This window comes from Streptacidiphilus jiangxiensis, assembly GCF_900109465.1.
GTDB classification, from domain to species: domain Bacteria; phylum Actinomycetota; class Actinomycetes; order Streptomycetales; family Streptomycetaceae; genus Streptacidiphilus; species Streptacidiphilus jiangxiensis.
The window spans coordinates 31,253-52,030 of the sequence record NZ_FOAZ01000025.1 but is presented as its reverse complement, the minus strand read 5'-3'; the positions used below and the strand labels follow the sequence as shown (position 1 = coordinate 52,030).

20 protein-coding genes, 3 tRNA genes and 1 pseudogene are annotated in these 20,778 nt (G+C 71.8%); 5 read left to right on the top strand and 19 right to left on the bottom strand.

The window, feature by feature from the left end:
* Nucleotides 1–60 precede the first annotated feature (60 nt).
* Nucleotides 61–2,259, bottom strand: a complete 2,199-nt coding sequence (recG, locus tag BMY61_RS35425) for an ATP-dependent DNA helicase RecG (RefSeq protein WP_042454024.1) — start codon at nucleotides 2,257–2,259, stop codon at nucleotides 61–63.
* 60 nt (nucleotides 2,260–2,319) lie between these two features.
* A complete protein-coding gene (locus BMY61_RS35420) occupies nucleotides 2,320–3,981 on the bottom strand; it encodes a DAK2 domain-containing protein (RefSeq protein WP_042454026.1) in 1,662 nt (553 codons plus the stop codon).
* A 318-nt stretch (nucleotides 3,982–4,299) separates the two neighbouring features.
* Between BMY61_RS35420 and rpmB the strand changes: the two genes are divergently transcribed.
* Nucleotides 4,300–4,485, top strand: a complete 186-nt coding sequence (rpmB, locus tag BMY61_RS35415) for a 50S ribosomal protein L28 (protein ID WP_035846000.1) — start codon at nucleotides 4,300–4,302, stop codon at nucleotides 4,483–4,485.
* A gap of 69 nt (nucleotides 4,486–4,554) precedes the next feature.
* Here rpmB and thiD read toward each other — a convergent pair whose 3' ends face one another.
* The 3 genes from thiD to BMY61_RS35400 form a co-directional block, all read right to left on the bottom strand.
* Nucleotides 4,555–5,367 (bottom strand): bifunctional hydroxymethylpyrimidine kinase/phosphomethylpyrimidine kinase, encoded by an 813-nt coding sequence (gene thiD, locus BMY61_RS35410; protein WP_042454029.1) that lies wholly within the window; start codon nucleotides 5,365–5,367, stop codon nucleotides 4,555–4,557.
* A gap of 128 nt (nucleotides 5,368–5,495) precedes the next feature.
* Nucleotides 5,496–6,521 (bottom strand): ATP-dependent 6-phosphofructokinase, encoded by a 1,026-nt coding sequence (locus tag BMY61_RS35405; protein ID WP_042454032.1) that lies wholly within the window; start codon nucleotides 6,519–6,521, stop codon nucleotides 5,496–5,498.
* A 64-nt stretch (nucleotides 6,522–6,585) separates the two neighbouring features.
* Nucleotides 6,586–7,551: a thiamine-phosphate kinase gene (locus BMY61_RS35400; protein WP_042454035.1), complete on the bottom strand. Its 966-nt coding sequence runs from the start codon at nucleotides 7,549–7,551 to the stop codon at nucleotides 6,586–6,588.
* 237 nt (nucleotides 7,552–7,788) lie between these two features.
* On the opposite strand from BMY61_RS35400, the gene BMY61_RS35395 reads away from it, so the two are divergent.
* Both BMY61_RS35395 and BMY61_RS35390 read left to right on the top strand, forming a co-directional pair.
* Nucleotides 7,789–8,022: an Lrp/AsnC family transcriptional regulator gene (locus BMY61_RS35395; protein WP_042454037.1), complete on the top strand. Its 234-nt coding sequence runs from the start codon at nucleotides 7,789–7,791 to the stop codon at nucleotides 8,020–8,022.
* Between the two features lie 20 nt (nucleotides 8,023–8,042).
* Nucleotides 8,043–8,564 (top strand): DUF3515 domain-containing protein, encoded by a 522-nt coding sequence (locus BMY61_RS35390; protein WP_052439107.1) that lies wholly within the window; start codon nucleotides 8,043–8,045, stop codon nucleotides 8,562–8,564.
* Here the strand turns inward: BMY61_RS35390 and BMY61_RS35385 are convergent, their stop codons facing one another.
* From BMY61_RS35385 to BMY61_RS35375, 3 genes are all read right to left on the bottom strand, one after another.
* Nucleotides 8,565–9,713: a D-alanine--D-alanine ligase family protein gene (locus BMY61_RS35385; RefSeq protein WP_042454039.1), complete on the bottom strand. Its 1,149-nt coding sequence runs from the start codon at nucleotides 9,711–9,713 to the stop codon at nucleotides 8,565–8,567. It lies immediately after the preceding gene.
* Between the two features lie 163 nt (nucleotides 9,714–9,876).
* Nucleotides 9,877–10,881, bottom strand: a complete 1,005-nt coding sequence (locus tag BMY61_RS35380; RefSeq protein ID WP_075004192.1) for an NAD(P)H-dependent glycerol-3-phosphate dehydrogenase — start codon at nucleotides 10,879–10,881, stop codon at nucleotides 9,877–9,879.
* Nucleotides 10,878–11,666, bottom strand: a complete 789-nt coding sequence (locus tag BMY61_RS35375; RefSeq protein WP_042454117.1) for a lysophospholipid acyltransferase family protein — start codon at nucleotides 11,664–11,666, stop codon at nucleotides 10,878–10,880. The genes BMY61_RS35380 and BMY61_RS35375 overlap by 4 nt, the downstream gene beginning before the upstream one ends.
* Nucleotides 11,667–11,807: 141 nt before the next feature.
* Between BMY61_RS35375 and cofC the strand changes: the two are divergent.
* A pseudogene (gene cofC / locus BMY61_RS35370) lies at nucleotides 11,808–12,440 on the top strand (2-phospho-L-lactate guanylyltransferase); the annotation flags it as partial.
* A 417-nt stretch (nucleotides 12,441–12,857) separates the two neighbouring features.
* Here the strand turns inward: cofC and BMY61_RS35365 are convergent.
* From BMY61_RS35365 to leuC, 4 genes are all read right to left on the bottom strand, one after another.
* Nucleotides 12,858–13,583, bottom strand: a complete 726-nt coding sequence (locus BMY61_RS35365; RefSeq protein ID WP_042454042.1) for an HU family DNA-binding protein — start codon at nucleotides 13,581–13,583, stop codon at nucleotides 12,858–12,860.
* 124 nt (nucleotides 13,584–13,707) lie between these two features.
* Nucleotides 13,708–13,944, bottom strand: coding sequence for an SCO5555 family protein (locus BMY61_RS35360; protein WP_042454120.1), 237 nt, complete (start codon nucleotides 13,942–13,944; stop codon nucleotides 13,708–13,710).
* A gap of 186 nt (nucleotides 13,945–14,130) precedes the next feature.
* Nucleotides 14,131–14,727, bottom strand: a complete 597-nt coding sequence (gene leuD / locus BMY61_RS35355; RefSeq protein ID WP_042454045.1) for a 3-isopropylmalate dehydratase small subunit — start codon at nucleotides 14,725–14,727, stop codon at nucleotides 14,131–14,133.
* Between the two features lie 6 nt (nucleotides 14,728–14,733).
* Nucleotides 14,734–16,158: a 3-isopropylmalate dehydratase large subunit gene (leuC, locus tag BMY61_RS35350; protein ID WP_042454047.1), complete on the bottom strand. Its 1,425-nt coding sequence runs from the start codon at nucleotides 16,156–16,158 to the stop codon at nucleotides 14,734–14,736.
* Nucleotides 16,159–16,336: 178 nt separating this feature from the next.
* Here leuC and BMY61_RS35345 point away from each other — a divergent pair, with 178 nt between their 5' ends.
* On the top strand, nucleotides 16,337–17,050 hold the full coding sequence (locus BMY61_RS35345; RefSeq protein WP_042454049.1) for an IclR family transcriptional regulator: 714 nt from the start codon (nucleotides 16,337–16,339) through the stop codon (nucleotides 17,048–17,050).
* Between the two features lie 104 nt (nucleotides 17,051–17,154).
* On the opposite strand, the gene BMY61_RS35340 is transcribed toward BMY61_RS35345, so the two are convergent.
* The 7 genes from BMY61_RS35340 to BMY61_RS35310 all read right to left on the bottom strand — a co-directional run bounded on the left by BMY61_RS35340 (nucleotide 17,155) and on the right by BMY61_RS35310 (nucleotide 20,654).
* Nucleotides 17,155–17,226 (bottom strand) — tRNA-Gln (locus BMY61_RS35340).
* A 31-nt stretch (nucleotides 17,227–17,257) separates the two neighbouring features.
* A complete protein-coding gene (locus BMY61_RS35335; RefSeq protein WP_143094682.1) occupies nucleotides 17,258–18,553 on the bottom strand; it encodes a M48 family metallopeptidase in 1,296 nt (431 codons plus the stop codon).
* Nucleotides 18,554–18,623: 70 nt separating this feature from the next.
* Nucleotides 18,624–18,696: transfer RNA gene (locus BMY61_RS35330), tRNA-Glu, on the bottom strand.
* A 22-nt stretch (nucleotides 18,697–18,718) separates the two neighbouring features.
* Nucleotides 18,719–18,790: transfer RNA gene (locus tag BMY61_RS35325), tRNA-Gln, on the bottom strand.
* Nucleotides 18,791–18,867: 77 nt separating this feature from the next.
* On the bottom strand, nucleotides 18,868–19,584 hold the full coding sequence (locus BMY61_RS35320) for an HAD family hydrolase (RefSeq protein ID WP_042454054.1): 717 nt from the start codon (nucleotides 19,582–19,584) through the stop codon (nucleotides 18,868–18,870).
* On the bottom strand, nucleotides 19,577–20,344 hold the full coding sequence (locus tag BMY61_RS35315) for a fumarylacetoacetate hydrolase family protein (protein WP_042454056.1): 768 nt from the start codon (nucleotides 20,342–20,344) through the stop codon (nucleotides 19,577–19,579). The genes BMY61_RS35320 and BMY61_RS35315 overlap by 8 nt, the downstream gene beginning before the upstream one ends.
* A gap of 118 nt (nucleotides 20,345–20,462) precedes the next feature.
* Nucleotides 20,463–20,654 carry a hypothetical protein gene (locus tag BMY61_RS35310; protein ID WP_042454058.1) on the bottom strand — a complete coding sequence of 64 codons (192 nt, stop codon included), beginning with the start codon at nucleotides 20,652–20,654 and terminating at the stop codon, nucleotides 20,463–20,465.
* Between the last annotated feature and the right edge of the window lie 124 nt (nucleotides 20,655–20,778).

Sequence of the window (20,778 nt, the reverse complement as noted above, 5' to 3'; positions counted from 1 at the left end):
TGAATTGGCCGGTCAGGGCCTCGTTCACAACACTTCTATTGTCTCCCACGGCACTGACAATCAGCCCTTCTCCAGGTACTCCGCACGCTCCGCTCCGAGGAGCGAGTCAAGGGCGCTGCGCAGGGCCGGATGCTCCGTCAGTTCCGGGTCCTTGGCGACCAACGAGGTCGCCTCGTCCCGGGCCGCGGCGATGACGTCCTCGTCCTCCAGGACCGACAGCACGCGCAACGAGGACTTCACGCCCGACTGCGCCTGACCCAGGACGTCGCCCTCGCGACGCTGCTCCAGGTCGATGCGGGAGAGCTCGAAGCCGTCGAGCGTCCCGGCCACGGCGTCCAGGCGCTGGCGGGCACCCGAGGCCGCCGGCATGTCCGTCACCAGCAGGCAGAGGCCCGGCGCCGAGCCGCGGCCGACGCGGCCGCGCAGCTGGTGGAGCTGGGAGACGCCGAAGCGGTCCGCGTCCATGATGACCATGACGGTGGCGTTGGGGACGTTGACGCCGACCTCGATGACCGTGGTCGCGACGAGCACGTTCACCTCGCCGGCCGAGAAGGCCCGCATGACCTCGTCCTTGGCGTCCGGCGCCATCCTGCCGTGCAGCGCCTCCACCCGAAGGCCCGCCAGCGGGCCACCACGCAGCTCCTCAGCGACGTCCAGGACGGCCACCGGCGGGCGACGGTCCTCGCCGCCCTCCTTCGCGGCCGCCTTCTCCGCCTTCTTGAGGGCCTTCTCGTCCTCCTCGTCGCCGATGCGCGGGGTGACGACGTAGGCCTGGTGCCCCTTGCCGACCTCCTCGCGGATCCGCTCCCACGCGCGGGCCAGGAAGTTGGGGCGCTCCTGGGCCGGGACGACGTGCGAGGAGATGGGCGAACGGCCGGCCGGGAGCTGGTCCAGGACGGAGGTCTCCAGGTCGCCGAAGACCGTCATGGCGACGGTGCGCGGGATCGGGGTGGCCGTCATGACCAGCAGGTGCGGCGGGCGTTCGGCCTTGGCACGCAGCGCGTCGCGCTGCTCGACGCCGAAGCGGTGCTGCTCGTCGACCACGACCAGACCGAGGTCGAGGAACTGCACCTTGTCCTCGATCAGCGCGTGGGTGCCGATGACCAGGCCCGCCTCCCCCGTCACCAGGTCCAGCAGGGCGCGCTTGCGGGCGGCGACGCCCATCGAGCCCGTCAGCAGGGTGACCTTGGTGCCCTGGTCGGCGCCGCCGAGCATGCCGGCCTCCGCCAGCTCGCCCATCATCTCCACGATCGAGCGGTGGTGCTGCTGCGCGAGCACCTCGGTGGGCGCCAGCATCGCCGCCTGACCGCCCGCGTCGACGACGGCGAGCATCGCGCGCAGCGCGACCAGGGTCTTGCCGGAGCCCACCTCGCCCTGGAGCAGGCGGTGCATCGGGTGCTCGGTGGCGAGGTCCGCGAAGATCTCGGCGCAGACCCGCTGCTGTCCGTCGGTCAGTGTGAAGGGCAGCTTGGCGTCGAAGGCGTCGAGCAGCCCACCGGGACGCGGTTCGCGCGCGACGGCCGGGCGGGCCGCGTCGTCGGCGCGACGGCGGGCGAGGGCCACCTGCAGCACGAAGGCCTCGTCCCACTTCAGGCGCGACTGCGCGGCGAGGCGTTCGGCCTGGTTGCGCGGGCGGTGGATCTGCTCCAGGGCCTGGTGCAGCGGGATCAGGCCGCGTTCGGCCAGCAGCGAGGCGGGGACGGGGTCGTGGACCTGCTCCCACGCGACCGCGTCCAGCACGTGCTCGACGGCCAGCGCGATCCGCCAGGACGGCACCTTGGCCGAGGCCGGGTAGACGGGGATGAGCCGCCCGGCGAACCGGTCGGCGGCCTTGGTGGCGTCCGGGTCGTCGGCGTCGCCGAAGAGCTCGTAGTCCGGGTTGGTCAGCTGCCGGGTGCGGTTGAAGACACCGACCTTGCCGGCGAACAGGCCGCTGCGGCCGGGCCGCAGCTCCTTCTCCCGCCAGCGCTGGTTGAAGAACGTCAACGACAGCCGCCCGCGACCGTCCGTGACCACGACCTCCAGCCGGTCGCCCTTGCGGCCGCGGAAGGGGATCAGGGTGCACTTCTCGATCCGGGCCACGACGGTGACGTGCTCGTCGATCTCCAGCGAGTCGAGGCTGGTCAGCTCGCCGCGCTCGTTGTAGCGGCGCGGGAAGTGGTGCAGCAGGTCTCCGACGGTGTGCAGGTCGAGGCCGTCGGCGAGGTGCTTGGCGGGGGCGCCGAGATGCTTCTCGAGCTTGTCGTCGAAAGGAGACACAGGGTCAACGATGCACCATCGGTCGGACAGCGCGGCGTACCGGCCGCGTCGGTCGCCGCCTCACTCGACGCCGACGACCAGCGGCGCGGCGCCCTGGCCGCCCTCGTACACGACCGCGTCGACGACCGGGTTGGTCCGCCGCAGGTGGGTCACCAGCGCGTCGGCGAGTCCCGGCTCGGCGTCCTCGCCGACGATCAGGGTCACCATCTCGCCGCCCGCGGCGAGCATGCGGTCCAGCACCGTCGTCGCGGTGACGGTCATCTCCTCCGGGCTGCCGATGACGGCGACGTCGCCGTCGATGAGCCCGAGGACGTCACCGGCCTGGCAGACGCCGGCCATCGTCCACGACTCCCCCTCGGCGAGGGCCAGCTCGGCGTAGCGGGTGGCGCCCGCGGCGGTGGTCATCGCGACGACGTCCTCGTCGAAGCGGCGGGCGGGCTCGTGGACGGCCAGCGCGGCCAGTCCCTGGACGGGCGAGCGGGTCGGGATGACGGCGACCCGGACGCCTTCGCCGCGCAGCTGGTCGGCGGCGACGCCGGCGGCGGCGCGCAGTTCGGCGTCGTTGAGCAGCAGCACCACCTCGCGGGCGTGGGCGAGCCGGATCGCGGCGGCAAGCTCGGCGCTGCTGGGCGCGCGGTCCGGATCGGCGGGCAGGACGGTGGCGCCGCACTCGCGGCACAGGCCCGCCAGGCCCTCCCCCTGGACGACGCTGACGACGGCCCTGGTCGGGCTGAGCCGGCCGGCGTACGGCTCGTCGGCGTGCGCTTCGCCGGACGCGTCGGCCGCCGCGGCGGCGAAGTGCGTGATCCGGATCCGGTGCGGGCGTCCGGCCTCGATGCCGACCTCCACGGCCGCGCCGGGGTCGTCCACGTGGACGTGCACGTTCCACAGGCCCTCGCCGCCGCTGACGACCAGGGAGTCCCCCAACGCACCGAGCCGGGCGCGCAGCTGCGGCACCGCCTCGTCGCGGGCGTCGAGCAGGTAGACGACCTCGTAGGCGGGGCCGGTGGGGTCCTGGGTGAGCAGCAGCGGCGACTCGGCGGGCGGCAGGACGACGGCGCGCGGGGTGGCCAGCGCCAGCGGCCCCATCGGGGACTGCCCGTTGACCGCGTCGGCGAGAGCGCCGAGCACGGCCACGAGACCGCGCCCGCCGGCGTCGACGACGCCCGCCCGGCCCAGCACGTCCAACTGCTGCGGGGTCAGCGCGAGGGCGGCTCCCGCCGCCTCGAAGGCCACCTCGGCGACGGCCGCGAGCGGGGCCGCCTCCGGCAGTCCCGCGACGGCGTCGGCGGCCGCGGCGGCGACGGTCAGCACGGTCCCCTCGACCGGGACGGCCACCGCCTCGTACCCGGCGTCGGCGGCGGAGCGCAGCGCGCGACGCAGCGCGTCCGCGTCGCACGGGCCCGAACCGACGGAGGCGGCGACGCCGCGCAGCAGCTGGGAGAGGATCACGCCGGAGTTGCCACGTGCGCCCAGCAGCGCGCCGTGGGCCATCGCCCGCAGCGTGGCCTCCAACGTGGGGGCGGTGGCGGCGCCGTCGCCGAACAGCGCCTCGACCTGTCCGACGGCGGACTCGACGGTGAGGTAGAGATTGGTGCCGGTGTCGCCGTCGGGCACCGGGTAGACGTTGAGCGCGTCGATCTCCTCACGCGCCTGGCCGAGGGCGGCCAGGGAGAGACGGCACCAGTCACGTACGGCCGCGGCGTCGAGGGTCTGCGGCACCGGGTCTCTCCTCGTGGGGGCTCTCGAGCCTTCTTCTGGCTTTCCAACAGGCGTCTGGTCCTTCCACAGGCGCCTGGCTTTCCCGCAGGCTACCGCCCGGTCGGGCCCCCGGTCAGCGGAGACGGAGCGACGGCGATGCGGGGTTCATCGCCCGGCCATGGTAGTTTCGTTCTACGGAGCCAGCCGATGTATGCTGCTCCGGTTGCCTGGAATCCCTTCCAGGACACCCCCAAGGACAGTCGGTGCGAGCCGCTGTCGCGGCGTTCGCGCCACGGGGTTGGAACCGTTAGTGCATCTGAAGTCTTTGGAGTGACTCCCGTGGCTGCCAACTGCGACGTCTGCGGCAAGGGGCCGGGCTTCGGCAACAACATCTCCCACTCGCACCGCCGGACCCGTCGTCGTTGGAACCCCAACATCCAGACGGTCCGCGCTGTGATCGGGCGTACGCCGAAGCGGCTCAACGTGTGCACCTCGTGCATCAAGGCCGGCAAGGTTTCCCGCTGACGCGGCGGCTGCCCCTCCGGCTTCGCAAGGGCCGGTCCACCCTCGGGTGGGCCGGCCCTTCGCTTTGCCCTAGTTCTGGAATCGCCACGCGTGGTCGACCGGGCCGATACCCGCGCCGAGCGCGAAGCCGTGCTCGATCGCGCCGGTGATGTACCGCTTCGCGGCGTCGACCGCGTCCGGGACCGTGAGACCCAGCGCCAGGTAGGAAGCGATGGCGCTGGCCAGGGTGCAGCCGGTGCCGTGGGTGTGGCGGTTGTCGTGCCGGGGCGCGCGGAACAGCGTCTCGGTGCCGTCGGGCGCGCGCAGCAGGTCGACCGCGTCGCCCTCCAGGTGCCCGCCCTTGACCAGCGCCCACTGCGGCCCGAGGTCCTGCACGGCCTTCGCCGCGTCCGAGAGCTCGCTCTCTCGGGTGACCTCGATGCCTGTGAGCTGCGCCACCTCGTGCAGGTTCGGCGTCGCGACGGTCGCCTGCGGCAGCAGGCGGTCCCGCAGCACGCTCACGGCCGACGTGGCGAGGAGCGTGTCCCCGTGCTTGCTCACCCCGACGGGGTCCACCACGACCGGAGCGGGCTTCTCGGCCAGGAGGCCGGCCACGGCCTCGACCAGCTCGGCGCTGGCCAGCATGCCCGTCTTCACGGCCTGCACGCCGATGTCGTCCACGACGCTCCGGTACTGCGCGACGACGGCCTCGACGGGCAGCTCCCAGTAGCCCTGCACCCCGACGGAGTTCTGCGCGGTCACGGCGGCGATGACGCTCATGCCGTGCACGCCGAGGGCCAGCATCGTCTTGAGGTCGGCCTGGATCCCGGCGCCACCGCCGGAGTCGGACCCCGCGATGGTCAGGACGCGGGGCGGGGCTGGGTTGGGTGAGACAGAAACCATGCACTCACCCTAGGGGCGCGGGGAACTGCGCGAGAAACCCACCCGGTACGGATGGCCCTGCGCGTTGAGGACCGTCCGCACGTCCGTGGCTGGTCACGTTCCCCGCGTCCCTGGAGGCGCTGCGCGCCTCAGAGCACCGCCTCCGCCTCGGTCCACCGGTCCTCCGGGACGGTCTTGAGCTGCGCCACCGCCTCCGCGATCGGCACCAGGTGGATCTCCGTCCCCCGCAGCGCGGTCATGTGGCCGTACGCGCCCTTGTGGACCGCCTCCACCGCGTGCCAGCCGAAGCGGGTCGCCAGGACCCGGTCCTGGGCCGTGGGGGTGCCGCCGCGCTGGATGTGGCCGAGGATGACCGGCTTGGACTCCTTGTTGATCCACTGAGCGATCTCGCCGGCCAGGCGCGAGCCGATGCCGCCGAAGGTCTGGTGGCCGAAGGCGTCCGTGCCGCCGTGCTGGAAGCGCATCGTGCCGGGGGCCGGCTGCGCGCCCTCCGCGACCGCGACGATGGCGAACTTCTTGCCGCGGGAGAACCGCTCCTCGACCATGCAGCAGACCGTCTCGACGTCGAACGGCCGCTCGGGGATGAGGATGCCGTGCGCGCCGCCGGCCATCCCGGCATGCAGGGTGATCCACCCGGTGTGGCGACCCATCAGCTCCACCACCATCACCCGCTGGTGGGACTCGGCCGTGGTCTTCAGCCGGTCGATCGCCTCGGTGGCGACCCAGACGGCGGTGTCGTGGCCGAAGGTCACGTCCGTCGCGTCGATGTCGTTGTCGATCGTCTTCGGGACCGCGACGACCGGCAGGCCCGCCTCGCTGAACATCCGGGCCGCCGTCAGCGTGCCCTCGCCGCCGATCGCGACGAGCGCGTCGATGCCGACCTCCGCCGCGAGCCCGTGCGCGTTGGCGACGGCCTCCCGCATGCGTTCGCGTTCCACCCGGGCACTGCCGAGGATCGTGCCGCCGCGGGTCAGGATGCCGGTGACCTCCTCGAGGCCCAGCGGGCGGGTGCGGCCCTCGATCAGCCCGAGGAAACCGTCCTGGACCCCGACCACCTCGTCGCCGTGTTCGGTGACCGCCCGGTGCACCACCGAGCGGATCACCGCGTTGAGGCCGGGACAGTCGCCACCGCTCGTCAGCACGCCGATTCGCATAAGGGAAGACTATGCAGAAAGGGGATGCTTTGCCCTACAGCACAAGGGCCCCAACCGGGGGGACTTACGCCTGGGCGCCGAAGTGGTCCCATCCGCCCACGCGATCCCACGGCGCGCCGTCGACCGTCACCCGACCGGTGCCGGACAGGCTCGCGGGGCGGGTCACCTCGCCGACGACGCGCCAGCGCGACGGCAGGTGCGCGTCGGCCGGGAAGGTGGCGACCAGCGCGTGGTCCTCCCCACCGGAGAGCACCCACTGGAGCGGGTCGACGCCCACCGCCTGGCCGATGTCGGCCATCTGCGCCGGGACGTCGAAGTCGGCGGCGCGCAGGTCGATGTGGACCCCGCTGGCCTCCGCGACGTGGCCGAGGTCGGCCACCAGCCCGTCGCTGACGTCGATCATCGACGTGGCGCCCAGGACGGCCGCGGCCGGGCCCGCGTGGTACGGCGGTTCCGGACGCCGGTGCGCCTCGACGAAGGCGCGCGGGGAGCGGAACCCGCGGGACAGCACGGTGAAGCCGGCCGCGGACCAGCCCAACCAGCCGGTGACCGCGACCTTGTCGCCCGGACGGGCTCCCGAGCGGGTGACTGGTCGGCGGCCCTGCAGGTCGCCCAGTGCGGTGATGGAGACGGTGATCGACTCGCCGCGCACCACGTCGCCGCCGACCACGGCCGCGCCCGCGACCTGGCACTCGTCGCGCAGGCCGTCCATCAGCTCCAGCGCCCAGGTGACCGGCAGCTCGGCCGGGACGACCAGGCCCAGCAGCAGCGCGGTCGGCACGGCGCCCATGGCCGCGACGTCGGCGAGGTTCTGCGCGGCGGCCTTGCGACCCACGTCGTAGGCGGTGGACCAGTCCCGGCGGAAGTGGCTGCCCTCCAACAGCACGTCGGTGGTGGCCACGACCCGCCCGTCGGGCGCGGCGACGACGGCCGCGTCGTCGCCCGGACCGAGCTCCACGGCCGAGGTCTGCGGCAGCCGGGAGGTCAGCTCCCGGATCAGTCCGAACTCACCGAGCTCGCCGACCTGCATGGGTTTCCTTCCGGATCTGGTCCGTTCCTGGGACTTTTCGGTGGACTGTCGGTCACCGGCGTGCACACGCGCGCCTCACGCGCGCAGCGTACGCCCTGGAAGCGCCTTCAAGGGCTCCCCGACGGGCGACGGAGGACGATAACGTGGCGGTTCCCTCGGTTCCCCTGTTTCCTTCGTCACCGTCGGGGAACCAGAACCTCCGCAAGATCTCCGCTCCGAGCCGCCGGGAGGTCCCTCGTGGTACAGGCCTACATCCTCATCCAGACAGAAGTCGGCAAGTCGTCCAATGTGGCCGAGGTCATCTCCGGGATCCCCGGAGTGGTCCAGGCCGAGGACGTCACCGGTCCCTATGACGTCATCGTCCGCGCCGAGGCCGAGAGCGTCGACGATCTCGGCCGACTCGTCGTGGCGCAGATCCAGCAGGTGGAGGGGATCACCCGAACCCTGACCTGCCCGGTGGTGCACCTGTAGCTCCCCGTTAGCATCTCGGGGTGACCAGGATCGCCGCGCCGTTCGCGCTGACCGCCGCTACCGCCCTCCTGCTGACCGCCTGCGGCGGCGGCGGGGGCGGACGCGTGCCCGTCGCCGCGCCGACCACCACGGGCGCGGTGGCGCAGCAGTGCGCGGCCTTGCAGAAGGCGCTGCCGAAGACCCTGATGGGCCTGGACCGCCGCGACACCACCCCCGCCGGCGACGCCACGGCCGCCTGGGGCGATCCCGCGGTGACCCTTCGCTGCGGAGCGGGGATGCCGAGCGTGCTCGACCCGCACTCCAAGGACTACAACCCCGAGGGCGACAACCTCAGCGGCGCGGAGATCGGTGGGGTCTGCTGGGCCTCGGTCCACAACCCGGCCGACAAGAGCTTCACCTTCTCCTCGGTGGACCAGCAGGCGATCGTCGAGGTGTACGTGCCGGGCGCGTACTTCGGCCGGCAGTCGCCGCTCGGCGAGCTCGCCGGGGCCGTGGCCAAGGCGAGCCCGCTCGACGCGGACCGCAAGTTCTCCTGCGCGTAGTTACCGCAGGCCGGTGGAACGGCGCAGCGCCGCCTGCAGCAGGTGGTCGACCAGCTGCGGGTAGGCGATGCCGGAGGCCTCCCACATCTTCGGGAAGGCCGAGATCGGGGTGAAGCCCGGCATGGTGTTGATCTCGTTGACCACGAACTCGCCGTTCTCCTGGAGGAAGACGTCGACGCGGGCCAGGCCCTCGCAGGAGAGCGCCTCGAAGACCTGCACGGCGAGCTCCTGCAGGCGGCCGAGCTCGTCCTCGTTCAGGTTCGCCGGGATCTGCACGTCGCTGGAGTCGATGTACTTGGCCTCGAAGTCGTAGAAGTCGAAGCCCTCCGCGACGAGCACCTCGGCCGGCAGGCTGGCGCGCGGGCCGTCCTCGAACTCCAGGACACCGCACTCCAGTTCGCGCCCGACGACGCCCTGCTCGACGATCACCTTGGGGTCGTGCTCGCGGGCGAACTCGATCGCGCGGACCAGGTCGGCCGGGTCGCTCACCTTGGTGATGCCGATGGACGAGCCCGCCCGGGCCGGCTTCACGAACACCGGGTACTGCAGCTCGCCGATGCGCGCGAGCGCGGCCTCGCGGCCGGCCTCGGTCGCCCACTCACGCGGCCGGACCACGGTGTACGGGCCGACGGGCAGGCCGAAGGCCTCGAGCACCCGCTTGGTGTACTCCTTGTCCATGCCGACCGAGCTGGACAGCACACCGGAGCCGACGTACGGCACGCCGGACAGTTCCAGCAGCCCCTGCAGCGTGCCGTCCTCGCCCCACGGGCCGTGCAGCAGCGGCAGGACGACGTCGACCTCGCCCAGCGCCTTCGGCACGGCGCCCGGCTCCGCGTAGACGACCTCGCGGGCGACGGGGCTGGCGGGTAGGTTCACCTGGCCCTCGGTGGACTCGGCGAGCTGGTCCACGTCGGGCAGCTTGCCGTCGGTGATGGCCATCCGCTCGGGCTCGTCGGTGGTGAGCGCGAAGCGGCCGTCATGGGTGATGCCGATCGGCAGCACCTCGTACGCGTCCCGATCCAGCGCGCGCAGAACGCTGCCGGCGGTGACGACAGAAATGGCGTGCTCGGAGCTGCGGCCGCCGAAGACGACCGCGACGCGGGGCTTGCGCCCTCCGGCGGGACTGGGGGAGGAAGGCTGAGTGCTCATATCGCGTAGGACACTACCCGCACTGTCCAGCCAAGGCCCGGCAGGGCACCCCCAGGGGCGCGAGGAACTGCGCGAGAAACCACCGACATGGGGGTGGCACTGCGCGTTGGGAACCATCTGCTCCAGTGGCTTGTCGCGCAGTTCCTCGCGCCCCCAAGAAGGCCTAACGCCGTTCGGGCTTGGCGCTGCGGCCCATGAGTTCCTTGACCGCCGTCCGGGGGGACTTGCCGCCGTGGACGATGTCGACGACCGTCTGCGTGATGGGCATGTCGACGCCGTTGCGGTGGGCCAGGTCCAGGACCGAGACGCAGGACTTCACGCCCTCGGCGGTCTGCCGCATCGCGGCCGTCGCCTCGGCGAGGGACATGCCGCGGCCGAGGTTGAGGCCGAAGGTGTGGTTCCGCGACAGCGGCGAGCTGCACGTGGCGACGAGGTCGCCCATGCCGGCGAGGCCGGCGAAGGTGTGCGGGTCCGCGCCCATCGCCAGGCCCAGGCGGGTGGTCTCGGCGAGGCCGCGGGTGATGAGCGAGGCCTTGGTGTTGTCGCCGAAGCCCAGGCCGTCGACGATGCCGACCGCCACACCGATGACGTTCTTCACCGCGCCGCCGAGCTCCGCGCCGACCACGTCGGTGATCGTGTAGGGCCGGAAGTAGCCCGTCAGGCACGCCGCCTGGAGGCGCTGGGCGGCCGACTCGTCCGCGCACGCGACGACGCTCGCCGCGGGCTGACGCTGCATGATCTCGGGCGCGAGGTTCGGCCCGGAGACGACCGCGACCCGCTCCGCGGGCACCTCGGCGACCTCCTGGATGACCTCGCTCATGAGCTTGGCCGTGCCGAGCTCCACACCCTTCATCAGGCTGACCAGGACGGTGTCCGGGGCCAGCAGCGGCGCCCATTCGGCCAGCAGCGGGCGCAACGTCTGCGAGGGGACGGTGAGCACGGTGAAGTCCGCGCCCTCCGCCGCCTTGGCCGGGTCGGTCGTGGCCGTGATGTTCGGCGGGAGTTCGATGCCCGGGTGGTACTCCGGGTTGGTGCGGGTGTCGTTGATGGCGTCGACGAGCTCCTGCCGGCGCCCCCACAGGGTCACCTCGCAGCCCGCGTCGGCAAGGATCATCGCGAAGGCGGTGCCCCAGGAGCCGTTCCCGAAGACGGCGCAGCGGGTGGTCACTCGGCGGGCTCCTTCTCGATCGAAGCCTGACCCTGCACCGCGCGCGACTTGGCCATGTCGAAGCGGTCGGCCGGGGCCTTCTCGCCCCGCAGCTGCTCCAGCAGCGCGGTGATGTCGTCCATGATGGCGTCCGTCGCCTCGCGCAGCACCGCCCCGGTGATCTCCTGGTCGCGGAAGCGGTCCAGGTCCACGGCCGGGCCGGCGACGACCTTGACGGTCTTTCGGGGGAACGGCTTGAAGCGCCGGTTGCCCCTCCCGCCCTTCGCGTAGCGCGGCATGATCTCGTGCGCGCCCCACTGGGCCACCGGGATGACGGGCGCGCCGGTCATCAGCGCGACGCGGGCCGCACCGGTCTTGCCGGTCATCGGCCACAGGTCCGGGTCACGCGTCAGCGTGCCCTCGATGTAGAACGCGACGCATTCACCGGAGTCGACGGCGTCGATCGCGGCGCGGAAAGCCTGCGTCGCGTCGGTGGATCCGCGGTACACCGGGATCATCTTTGCGCCGTGCAGAATCTGCTTGATCCCCGGCAGCTTGAAGACACCGGCCTTCGCCAGAAATCGCGCAGGGCGACCGGAGTCGTACTGATAGTGCCCGTAGACCAGCGGGTCCAAATACGAGTTGTGGTTGATCGCGGTCAGGAATCCGCCCTCGGCCGGAATGTTCTCGTAACCGCTCCAGTCCCGCTTGGTCATGGCGAACAGCGGCGGCTTCGCGATCACCGCGGCGAGGCGGTACCAGAAACCGTATCTGCGGCGCGCCGCCCTGGTGCTGGAGCCGGGCACGAGCACTCCTCCTTTGCGCGCCGTCCCCCGCGGGGCCGACGGTGATTCTTAACGTTCAACCGCACAAGTGTCGCCCCTGCCTCGTCCGACTGTCGAGGCGCCCCCACCGGCAGGGGGCCGTTCCGGGCACAATGGGCGCCGATGACGACGCCGAAGACGACCGTGGTGATCCCGCTGAAGCCGCCGTCCGTGGGCAAGTCCCGACTGGCACCGGCGGTCGGGGCGCTCCGGCCGAGGCTCGCCCTCGCCTTCGCGCTCGACACCGTCGTGGCGGCGCGGGGCTGCGCGGCGGTGGCGCGCGTGGTGGCCGTCTGCGACGACGAGCAGGCGGGCGCGCAACTGGCCCTGGCGGGGGCCCTGGTCATACCCGATTCACCGGCCGCAGGCCTGAACGCGGCGGTCGCGCACGGCGCGCGGTACGCGCGCGAGGCGCTTGACGCGGGCGCGGTGGCGGCGATGTCGGCGGATCTGCCGGCGCTTCGGCCGGACGAGCTGGCGCGGGTCCTCACCGCGGCGTCAGCACATCCCCGTGCGTTCCTCGCGGACACCCAGGGCATCGGGACCACGGTCCTCGCCGCGGGCGCGAACGTCCCGCTCGCCCCCCTCTTCGGCGGTGCGTCCCGCGCGGCGCATGCCGCGTCCGGGGCGGTGGAACTGGATCTGGACGGTGTGCCGAGCGTACGCCGGGACGTGGACACCGGCGAGGACCTGCGTGTGGCCCTGGCGCTGGGCGCCGGGCGGCACACGCTGACTACGCTTGGGCTCATGCAGGCGACCGCGTACACGTACTCCCCCGACAGCCGCAGCGGCCAGGTCCTCCTGGACGACGGCACCCCGCTCCCGTTCGACGCCGCCGCGTTCGACGCGGGCGGCTTGCGCCTGCTCCGGCCCGGCCAACGCGTCCGCATCGAGACCGAGGGCGCAGGCCCCGACCGCCGCATCACACTCATCACCCTGCAGACGTTCTGACGTCCCGCACCACCTCTGGTTGCACCACCAGGGGCGCGAGGAGCTACGCCAGAAACCACTGACGAGCGGATGGCCCTGCACGTTCGGTGCTCTACCTGCGTGGGTGGCTTGTCGCGCAGTTCCCCGCGCCCCTGGGTGGTGCAACGCAAGCACCGAGGGGCACGGGAACCTGGGTGGGTTCGCGCGCCCCTCGGGTGAGGTGTGCTCGACGAGAGCGTTGTGTTACTTCGCCGCGGCCTTCTTGGCGGGAGCCTTCTTGGCCGTGGTCTTCTTGGCCGCCGAGGTGGCCTTCTTCACCGTCGTGGCCTTCTTGGCCGCGGGGCGGGAGGTGCTCGCGGTGACCGTCTTCTTCGCCGGGGCCTTGACCGCCGCCGTGGTCTTCTTGGCGGCAGCCGTGGTCTTCTTCGCCGCCGCGGTCTTCGCCGTGGTGGCCTTCTTGGCCGGCGTGGCCTTCTTCGCGGCGGGCGCCGTGGTCGCGGCAGCAGCGGTCGTCGCCTTCTTGGCGGCGGCCTTCTTGACCGTGGGCGTGGTCTTCTTCGCCGTGGCCTTCTTGGCCGCGGCCGCGGCCTTCTTCGCGGCCGGGGAACCGGCCGGAGCGACCATGCCGGACTTGCCCGGGGTCAGCGAGCCCTTGGGGGCCTTGCGGACCGAGACGCCCGACTTCGGGAGCTTCTTCGAGCCGCTGACCAGGTCCTTGAAGCCCTGGCCCGGGCGGAATCGCGGAACCGCGGTCTTCTTGACCTTGACCCGGTCGCCGGTCTGCGGGTTACGGGCGAACCGCGCGGCGCGGTCCACCTTCTCGAAAGTGCCGAAACCGGTCACGGACACGCGGTCACCCGCGGTCACCGCACGCACGATGGTGTCGAGCACAGCATCAACTGCCTCTGCGGCGGCGCGACGGCCACCAAGCTGCTCGGCTACCGCTTCAACAAGCTGCGCCTTGTTCACGTCTTCCCCTTCGGAAACGGGTGCCCGGAAGATTCTTCAGGGCAATTCGCACGTTAGGCATGTATATACGCCATTTCAATAACCAAACGGGCGCATCACCCTTGTGTCGCAATGGATTACGGGTTCAGCCCGTCGTCCGACCGGTCGGCCCGAGGCCGTCCAGGTCCGCTACGAAACGCGCCAACCTCCGTGCAGCTTCCGGGAGATCGCGTTTCGCCGCCTCCGTCACCATGAGCAACGAACGGGTCAACGCGGCCCTCTCCGCGTCCGACACGTCCAGAGCACGCACACGGGCGTGTGCATCCTTGAGTCGCCGTGCAACCAGCCCGTAGAGCTCGACGTCCGCGGCCTCCTCGGTCATCTCCGCGTCGTCGTCGCCCAGGGGCGGGTCACCGGGACTCATGCGGAGATTGTGCCACTCAAGGCCAGTTGTCTCCTGCTTGCACCCGGCGATGACCTTACACAGAGTCACCCGGAAGACAGCAGGCAGCCCCCCGGTGGACACCGGGGGGCTGCCTGGATGTGGCGGAAAAGCGCTGCTGAGAGGTCAGCCGACCGGCGTGGTGGTCGGCTTGAAGGAGGGGCGCGCGGCCTCGTAGGAGGCGATGTCGGCCTCCTGCTGGAGGGTGATGGAGATGTCGTCCAGACCGTTCAGCAGACGCCAACGGACGTTCTCGTCCAGCGCGAACGAGGCGGTGACGCCCTCGGCGCGGACCTCACGGGCCTCCAGGTCGACGGTCACCTCCGCCTGCGGGTCGGCCTCGACGAGCTCCCAGAGCCGCTCCACGGTCTCCTGCGGCAGGATCACCGTCAGCAGGCCGTTCTTCAGGGAGTTGCCGCGGAAGATGTCCGCGAAGCGGGAGGAGATGACGGCCTTGAAGCCGTAGTTCTGCAGGGCCCAGACCGCGTGCTCGCGGGAGGAGCCGGTGCCGAACTCGGGGCCGGCGATCAGGACCGTGGCACCCTGACGCTCCGGGCGGTTGAGGACGAACGCGTCGTCCCTGCGCCAGGCCTCGAACAGGCCGTCCTCGAAGCCGTTGCGGGTGACCTTCTTGAGCCAGTGGGCGGGGATGATCTGGTCGGTGTCGACGTTGCTGCGACGCAGCGGGACAGCCCGGCCGGTGTGCGAGGTGAACTTCTCCATGGCTGCTCAGGCCTCCACGAGCTGCTGGACGTCGGACAGGTCGGCGGGCGAGGCCAGGTGGCCCAGCACCGCGGTGGCGGCAGCCACCTGGGGGCTGACCAGGTGGGTGCGGCCGCCCTTGCCCTGGCGGCCCTCGAAGTTGCGGTTGGAGGTGGAGGCACAGCGCTCACCGGGGGCCAGCTGGTCGGGGTTCATGCCCAGACACATCGAGCAACCGGCGTGGCGCCACTCGGCACCGGCGGCGGTGAAGACCTTGTCCAGACCCTCCTCGATCGCCTGCAGGGCGACGCGGACGGAGCCGGGGACGACCAGCATCCGCACGCCGTCGGCGATCCGGCGGCCCTCGACGATCGCGGCGGCGGCGCGCAGGTCCTCGATGCGGCCGTTGGTGCAGGAGCCGACGAAAACCGCGTCGACCTTCACCTCGCGCAGCGGGGTGCCGGCCGTGAGGCCCATGTACGTCAGGGCGTTCTCGGCGGCGATGCGCTCCTGCGGGTCCTCGAAGGAGGCCGGGTCCGGCACGTTCGCGCCCAGCGGCGCGCCCTGGCCCGGGTTGGTGCCCCAGGTGACGAACGGGGAGAGCGAGGCGGCGTCGATGAACACCTCGGCGTCGAAGACCGCGTCCTCGTCGGTGGCCAGGGTCTTCCAGTACGCCACCGCGGCGTCCCAGTCCTCGCCGGTGGGCGCGTGGTCGCGGCCCTGGAGGTAGGCGAAGGTGGTCTCGTCCGGGGCGATCATGCCGGCGCGGGCACCGGCCTCGATCGACATGTTGCAGACGGTCATCCGCGCTTCCATCGACAGCGCGCGGATCGCCGAGCCGCGGTACTCCAGGACGTAACCCTGGCCGCCGCCGGTGCCGATCTTGGCGATGACGGCCAGGATCAGGTCCTTGGCGGTGACGCCCTCGGGCAGGTCGCCCTCGACGGTGATGGCCATGGTCTTCGGGCGGTCCATCGGCAGCGTCTGGGTGGCCAGCACGTGCTCGACCTGGCTGGTGCCGATGCCGAAGGCCAGCGCACCGAAGGCGCCGTGGGTGGAGGTGTGCGAGTCGCCGCAGACCACGGTGGTGCCGGGCTGGGTCAGACCCAGCTGCGGTCCCACCACGTGGACGACACCCTGCTCGACGTCGCCCAGCGAGTGCAGGCGCACGCCGAACTCGGCGCAGTTGGCGCGCAGCGTCTCCAACTGGACCCTGGAGACCGGGTCCGCGATCGGCTTGTCGATGTCGAGGGTCGGGGTGTTGTGGTCCTCGGTGGCGATGGTGAGGTCCGTGCGACGCACCTTGCGGCCCGCGAGACGCAGCCCGTCGAACGCCTGGGGGCTGGTGACCTCGTGCAGCAGGTGGAGATCGATGAAGAGGAGGTCGGGCTCGCCCTCGGCGCGCCGAACGACGTGGTCGTCCCAGACCTTCTCCGCGAGTGTGCGTCCCATCGCTGTCCCTCCGACCGGCTACGTCGCCGGTCAAGCCGTCGATTACGTGGCGTCTGCTTGGCGAAAGCTCCTGTAGGAGCCCCTCGGATGCCCCTCGGGAGCCCCTGTTCCTCCAGAGTGACGCAGTTCCCAGAAGATTGAACTTGCGTCTCGCGATCCGAGACTGCAATATCAGGGCATGGACAACTCTAGTGGCGTCGGCGTTCTCGACAAGGCTGCTCTGGTGCTGAGCGCGCTAGAGGCAGGCCCCGCGACCCTGGCCGGGCTCGTCTCGGCCACCGGACTGGCGCGCCCCACCGCGCACCGGCTGGCGGTCGCCTTGGAGCACCACCGCCTGGTCACCCGTGACATGCAGGGCCGCTTCATCCTGGGGCCCCGCCTCTCCGAGCTCGCCGCCGCGGCGGGCGAGGACCGACTGCTGGCCACGGCCGGCCCGGTGCTCACCCACCTCCGCGACGTGACGGGCGAGAGCGCGCAGCTGTACCGGCGGCAGGGCGATCTCCGCATCTGCGTGGCCGCCGCCGAGCGGCTCTCCGGCCTGCGGGACACCGTCCCGGTGGGCTCCACGCTCCCGATGAAGGCCGGCTCCGCGGCCCAGGTGCTGCTCGCCTGGGAGGAGCCGGAGCGGCTGCACCGCGGCCTCCAGGGCGCGCGCTTCACCGCGACCGCGCTCTCCGGCGTGCGACGCCGCGGCTGGGCGCAGTCCATCGGCGAGCGCGAGCCCGGCGTGGCCTCCGTCTCGGCGCCCGTGCGCGGGCCGTCCAACCGGGTCGTGGCGGCGGTCTCCGTCTCCGGCCCGATCGAGCGCCTGACCCGCCACCCGGGCCGACTGCACGCCCAGGCCATCGTCGAGGCGGCGGCCCGCCTCACCGACGCGCTGCGGCGCGCCTGACCATCCACGTACCAGCAGGGGCGGACCGCTACGGCGGTCCGCCCCTGCGTCGTTGCCACGGCGAAGGCAAACAAAAAAGGCCCTCGATGAGGGCCTCTTCACAGCTGGGGTACCAGGACTCGAACCTAGACTAAATGAACCAGAATCACTCGTGCTGCCAATTACACCATACCCCAAGGACGATCCGCGGACCGCCGGAGGAAGATACTACCCGAAAACCGGGACGTGGTTGACCGGCACCCGCAGCTCCCTGATCAGGGCGACCAGCGCGGCCGCGTCGCCCTCCGGCAGCGGGCTCCCGTCCGCGCGGACCGCGCGCAGCGGCGCCGCCCAGTCGGCCACCCACCGGACGTGCCCGGCGGCGGCGAGCGCGTCGAGCGCGACCGCCTGGACCGCGAGGTCGGGCAGGCCGCCGTTCTCCCAGAGCCCGACCACCCGCCCCAGGTCGCCCGCGCCGCCGACACGGACCGAGACGGGCAGCGCCACACGGCTGTTGGCGATCCGTCCGGCGGTGTGGAAGTACTCGGCCCAGTCCAGCGGACGCGCCTTCACGATGTCGCGATCCAGCAGGAGTTCGGCCGCCCGGTCCAGCACCCCGTCGGCGCCGCGGAGGAGTTCGAGCGCGGGCCGGCCGTCGGCCGGGACGGACCGCGCTCCCGAGCGGCGCGCCAACGCGTCCAGGCGACGGCTCAACCCTGGATGGGTGTGCCGCGGATCCTCCCGCCCGTCGAGGACGGCGCGCAGGTGGGCCGCGCGCTCGTCGGCGCGGGAGGGGTCCGCGAACAACGCGGCCAGGCCGCGGTAGAGCTCCCGGGGCCGAACCCCGGCGGCGACGCCCGGCTGGAGGTAGTCGGCGGTGTAGCGGTGCTCGGCCCAACCCCACTCGGCGAGGGCCCGGAGCGCCGAGGCCATGGCCGCCGGACCGGCCACCAGGGCACCCGTCGCGTCGCAGGCCAACTCCTCCCGGCGGGCCAGCGCGAGGCGCAGCCGCCGCCGGAGCCGCCGCTCGTCCGAGCGGCGCGCCAGCCGCAGGTGCGGGCCGCGGCGGACGTGGCCGAACTCGTGCCCGAGAACCGCCGTCAGCTCATCGACGTCCATGCCGAGCAGCAGCGGCACGCCGAGCATCAGCCGCGGGCGCTGGGCCGGCCCGTAGCGGAGCACGCGTGCGCCGGCACCGGCGTGGAGCTCGACGGACTCGGGCACCACGGCCCGGCACGCGCGGGCGGTCCGTTCGACCAACTCCCAGAGCTCCGGCTGCTCCGCCCGGGTCAGTTCGAGCCGCGCCTCGTGCAGGCGCTGCAGCCGGTCCTCGCGTTCGACGCGGCGGCGCCGGGCGACGACTCGGCGGGCGACCACGCCGACCACCACGGGCGCCAGGATGAACACCGCCCCGCCGACGTTCACCCCGGCGTCCGCCCGCTCGCTCAGCAACATGCCGAGACCCCAGGTCAGATAGAGCGCCACAACAGCAAGACCGACGACCGCGGCCAGAAATCCGCGCACACCCCACCCCTGAAATGCGCCTGAAAATGCAAAAGAGCTCCGGATCCTATCCGGAGCTCTTTTCCTTCGGTACCCCCGACCGGATTCGAACCGGCGCTACTGCCGTGAGAGGGCAGCGTGCTAGGCCGCTACACAACGGGGGCGAGATCAGTATTTCGTTTTGAGCTGGGGTACCAGGACTCGAACCTAGACTAACTGAACCAGAATCAGTCGTGCTGCCAATTACACCATACCCCATCGCACTGTCCAGAAGATCTTGGTGAGAGCTTCTCGGCTCTCCCCTGTCCCTTCCGGGCGGCGCAACAAGAAGAACACTACAGGACGGTGGCCGACGCTCCAAAATCGATAACCCGGAGCAGCTCCGGCAGGTCAGCGAGGGTGTCGATCCGCAGCACCTCGCCGCCTCCGCCGAGGCCGCGCCGATCGAGCCAGACCGCGCGCAGCCCGGCGGCCAGCGCGCCCCGCGCGTCGGTCGTCAGTTTGTCGCCCACGTAGACCACCTGCTCGGGCGGCAGTCCCAGCGCGGCGCAGCCGGCCCAGAAGGCCTCGGGTGCGGGCTTGGCATGCCCGATCTCGTCCGAGCAGACCAGCGAGGAGAAGCGGTCGCGCAGACCGATCGCGGTCAGCTTGTCCTCCTGGTAACGGCTGGAGGAGTTGGAGAGCAGCCCGTGCCGGTAGCCGGGCAACGCGTCCAGGGCGGGTATCACGTCGTCGAAAACGCGGCGGTGCCGGGTGAAGGCGTCCAGGTAACCGGCGAACCAGGCGTCGGGATCCTCGGCGGTCCGGCCGATCCGACCGAGGAAGAGCGCGACGCGGACCCTGCGCTGCTCCTGGAAGCCGAGCTCGCCCGCGAGGAAGCGCTCGTAGACCGCCTCGACGTCCCCGCTCCAGAGCTCGTGCGCCCGCTGCGGCGAGTCGAACTCCGCCAGCATCCCCAGCGCGTCGAGGTGTTCCAGGATGGCCGCGCGTTCGGCACCCGAGTAGTCGAAGAGGGTGTCGTCGATGTCCCACAGGACACCGACCTCAGCCACGCTTGACCACGCGGTTGCTCAGCGTGCCGATGCCCTCGACGGTGACCGCGACCTCGTCGCCGACGGCCAGCGGGCCGACGCCGGCGGGGGTGCCGGTGAGGATGACGTCGCCGGGGAGCAGCGTCATCGCGTCGGAGATGTGGACGATCAGGTCGGCGATCGAGCGGACCATCTGCGAGGTACGGCCGGCCTGGCGCAGTTCGCCGTTGACGGTGCAGGTGATCGCGAGGTCGGCCGGGTCGAGGTCGGTCTCGATCCAGGGGCCGAGCGGGCAGGCGGTGTCGAAGCCCTTGGCGCGCGCCCACTGGCCCTCGCGCTGCTGGACGTCGCGGGCGGTGACGTCGTTGGCGCAGGTGTAGCCGAGGATCACGTCGTTCACCCGGGAGTGCGGCACCTCCCGGCACATCCGGCCGATGACGACGGCCAGCTCGGCCTCGTACTGCACGTCGGAGGAGAACGGCGGGTAGGCGATGTTCTCGGTGGGGCCGATCACCGCGGTGGAGGGCTTGAAGAAGGTGAGCGGCGCCTCGGGCACCTCGTTGCCCAGCTCGGCCGCGTGGGCGGCGTAGTTGCGGCCGACGGCCACGATCTTGCTCGGCAGCATCGGCGACAGCAGCCGCACGTCGGACAGCGGCAGCACCACGCCGGTCGGCTGGAGCTCGCCGAACGGGTGGCCGGCGAGCGCGGCGACGGTCTCGGCCTGGGCGTCGACCACGCCGAAGGTGACCTCGCCCTCGTGGGTGTACCTGGCGATGCGCACGGTGCGGACGTCTCCTCTGGGCGGGAACGGGTGGAACGGGTGGATCACGACCACATTAGTCCGGGCAGAAGAAAGGGCCCCGCCGAAGCGGGGCCCTTTCCGAGGAGACGCGGCGCGGTCAGTCCGCGACGACGACCGGCGGGGCGACCATCAGGTTGGTGCGGCGCGGGTTGGCCGTCTGCTGCGGGAGCTCCACCGGCTGCTCGGCGGAGGTGCGCAGGGCGGGGCCACCGTCGGCCGGCAGGGCGTCGAGCTTGGTCCGGCGCGGGTTGGCCGTGGGACGGAAGCTCATGGTCGTCTTGAAGGTCACCGGGGACTCACCTTGGTCTCGATCGGGAGGGGGTCACGCGTCGTGCCCGCATCCAGGATCTCATTCCACAGGAGAGCCACTCGGCACCACCTCATAACCTGTGAGCTTGGTCACTTTGGAACAC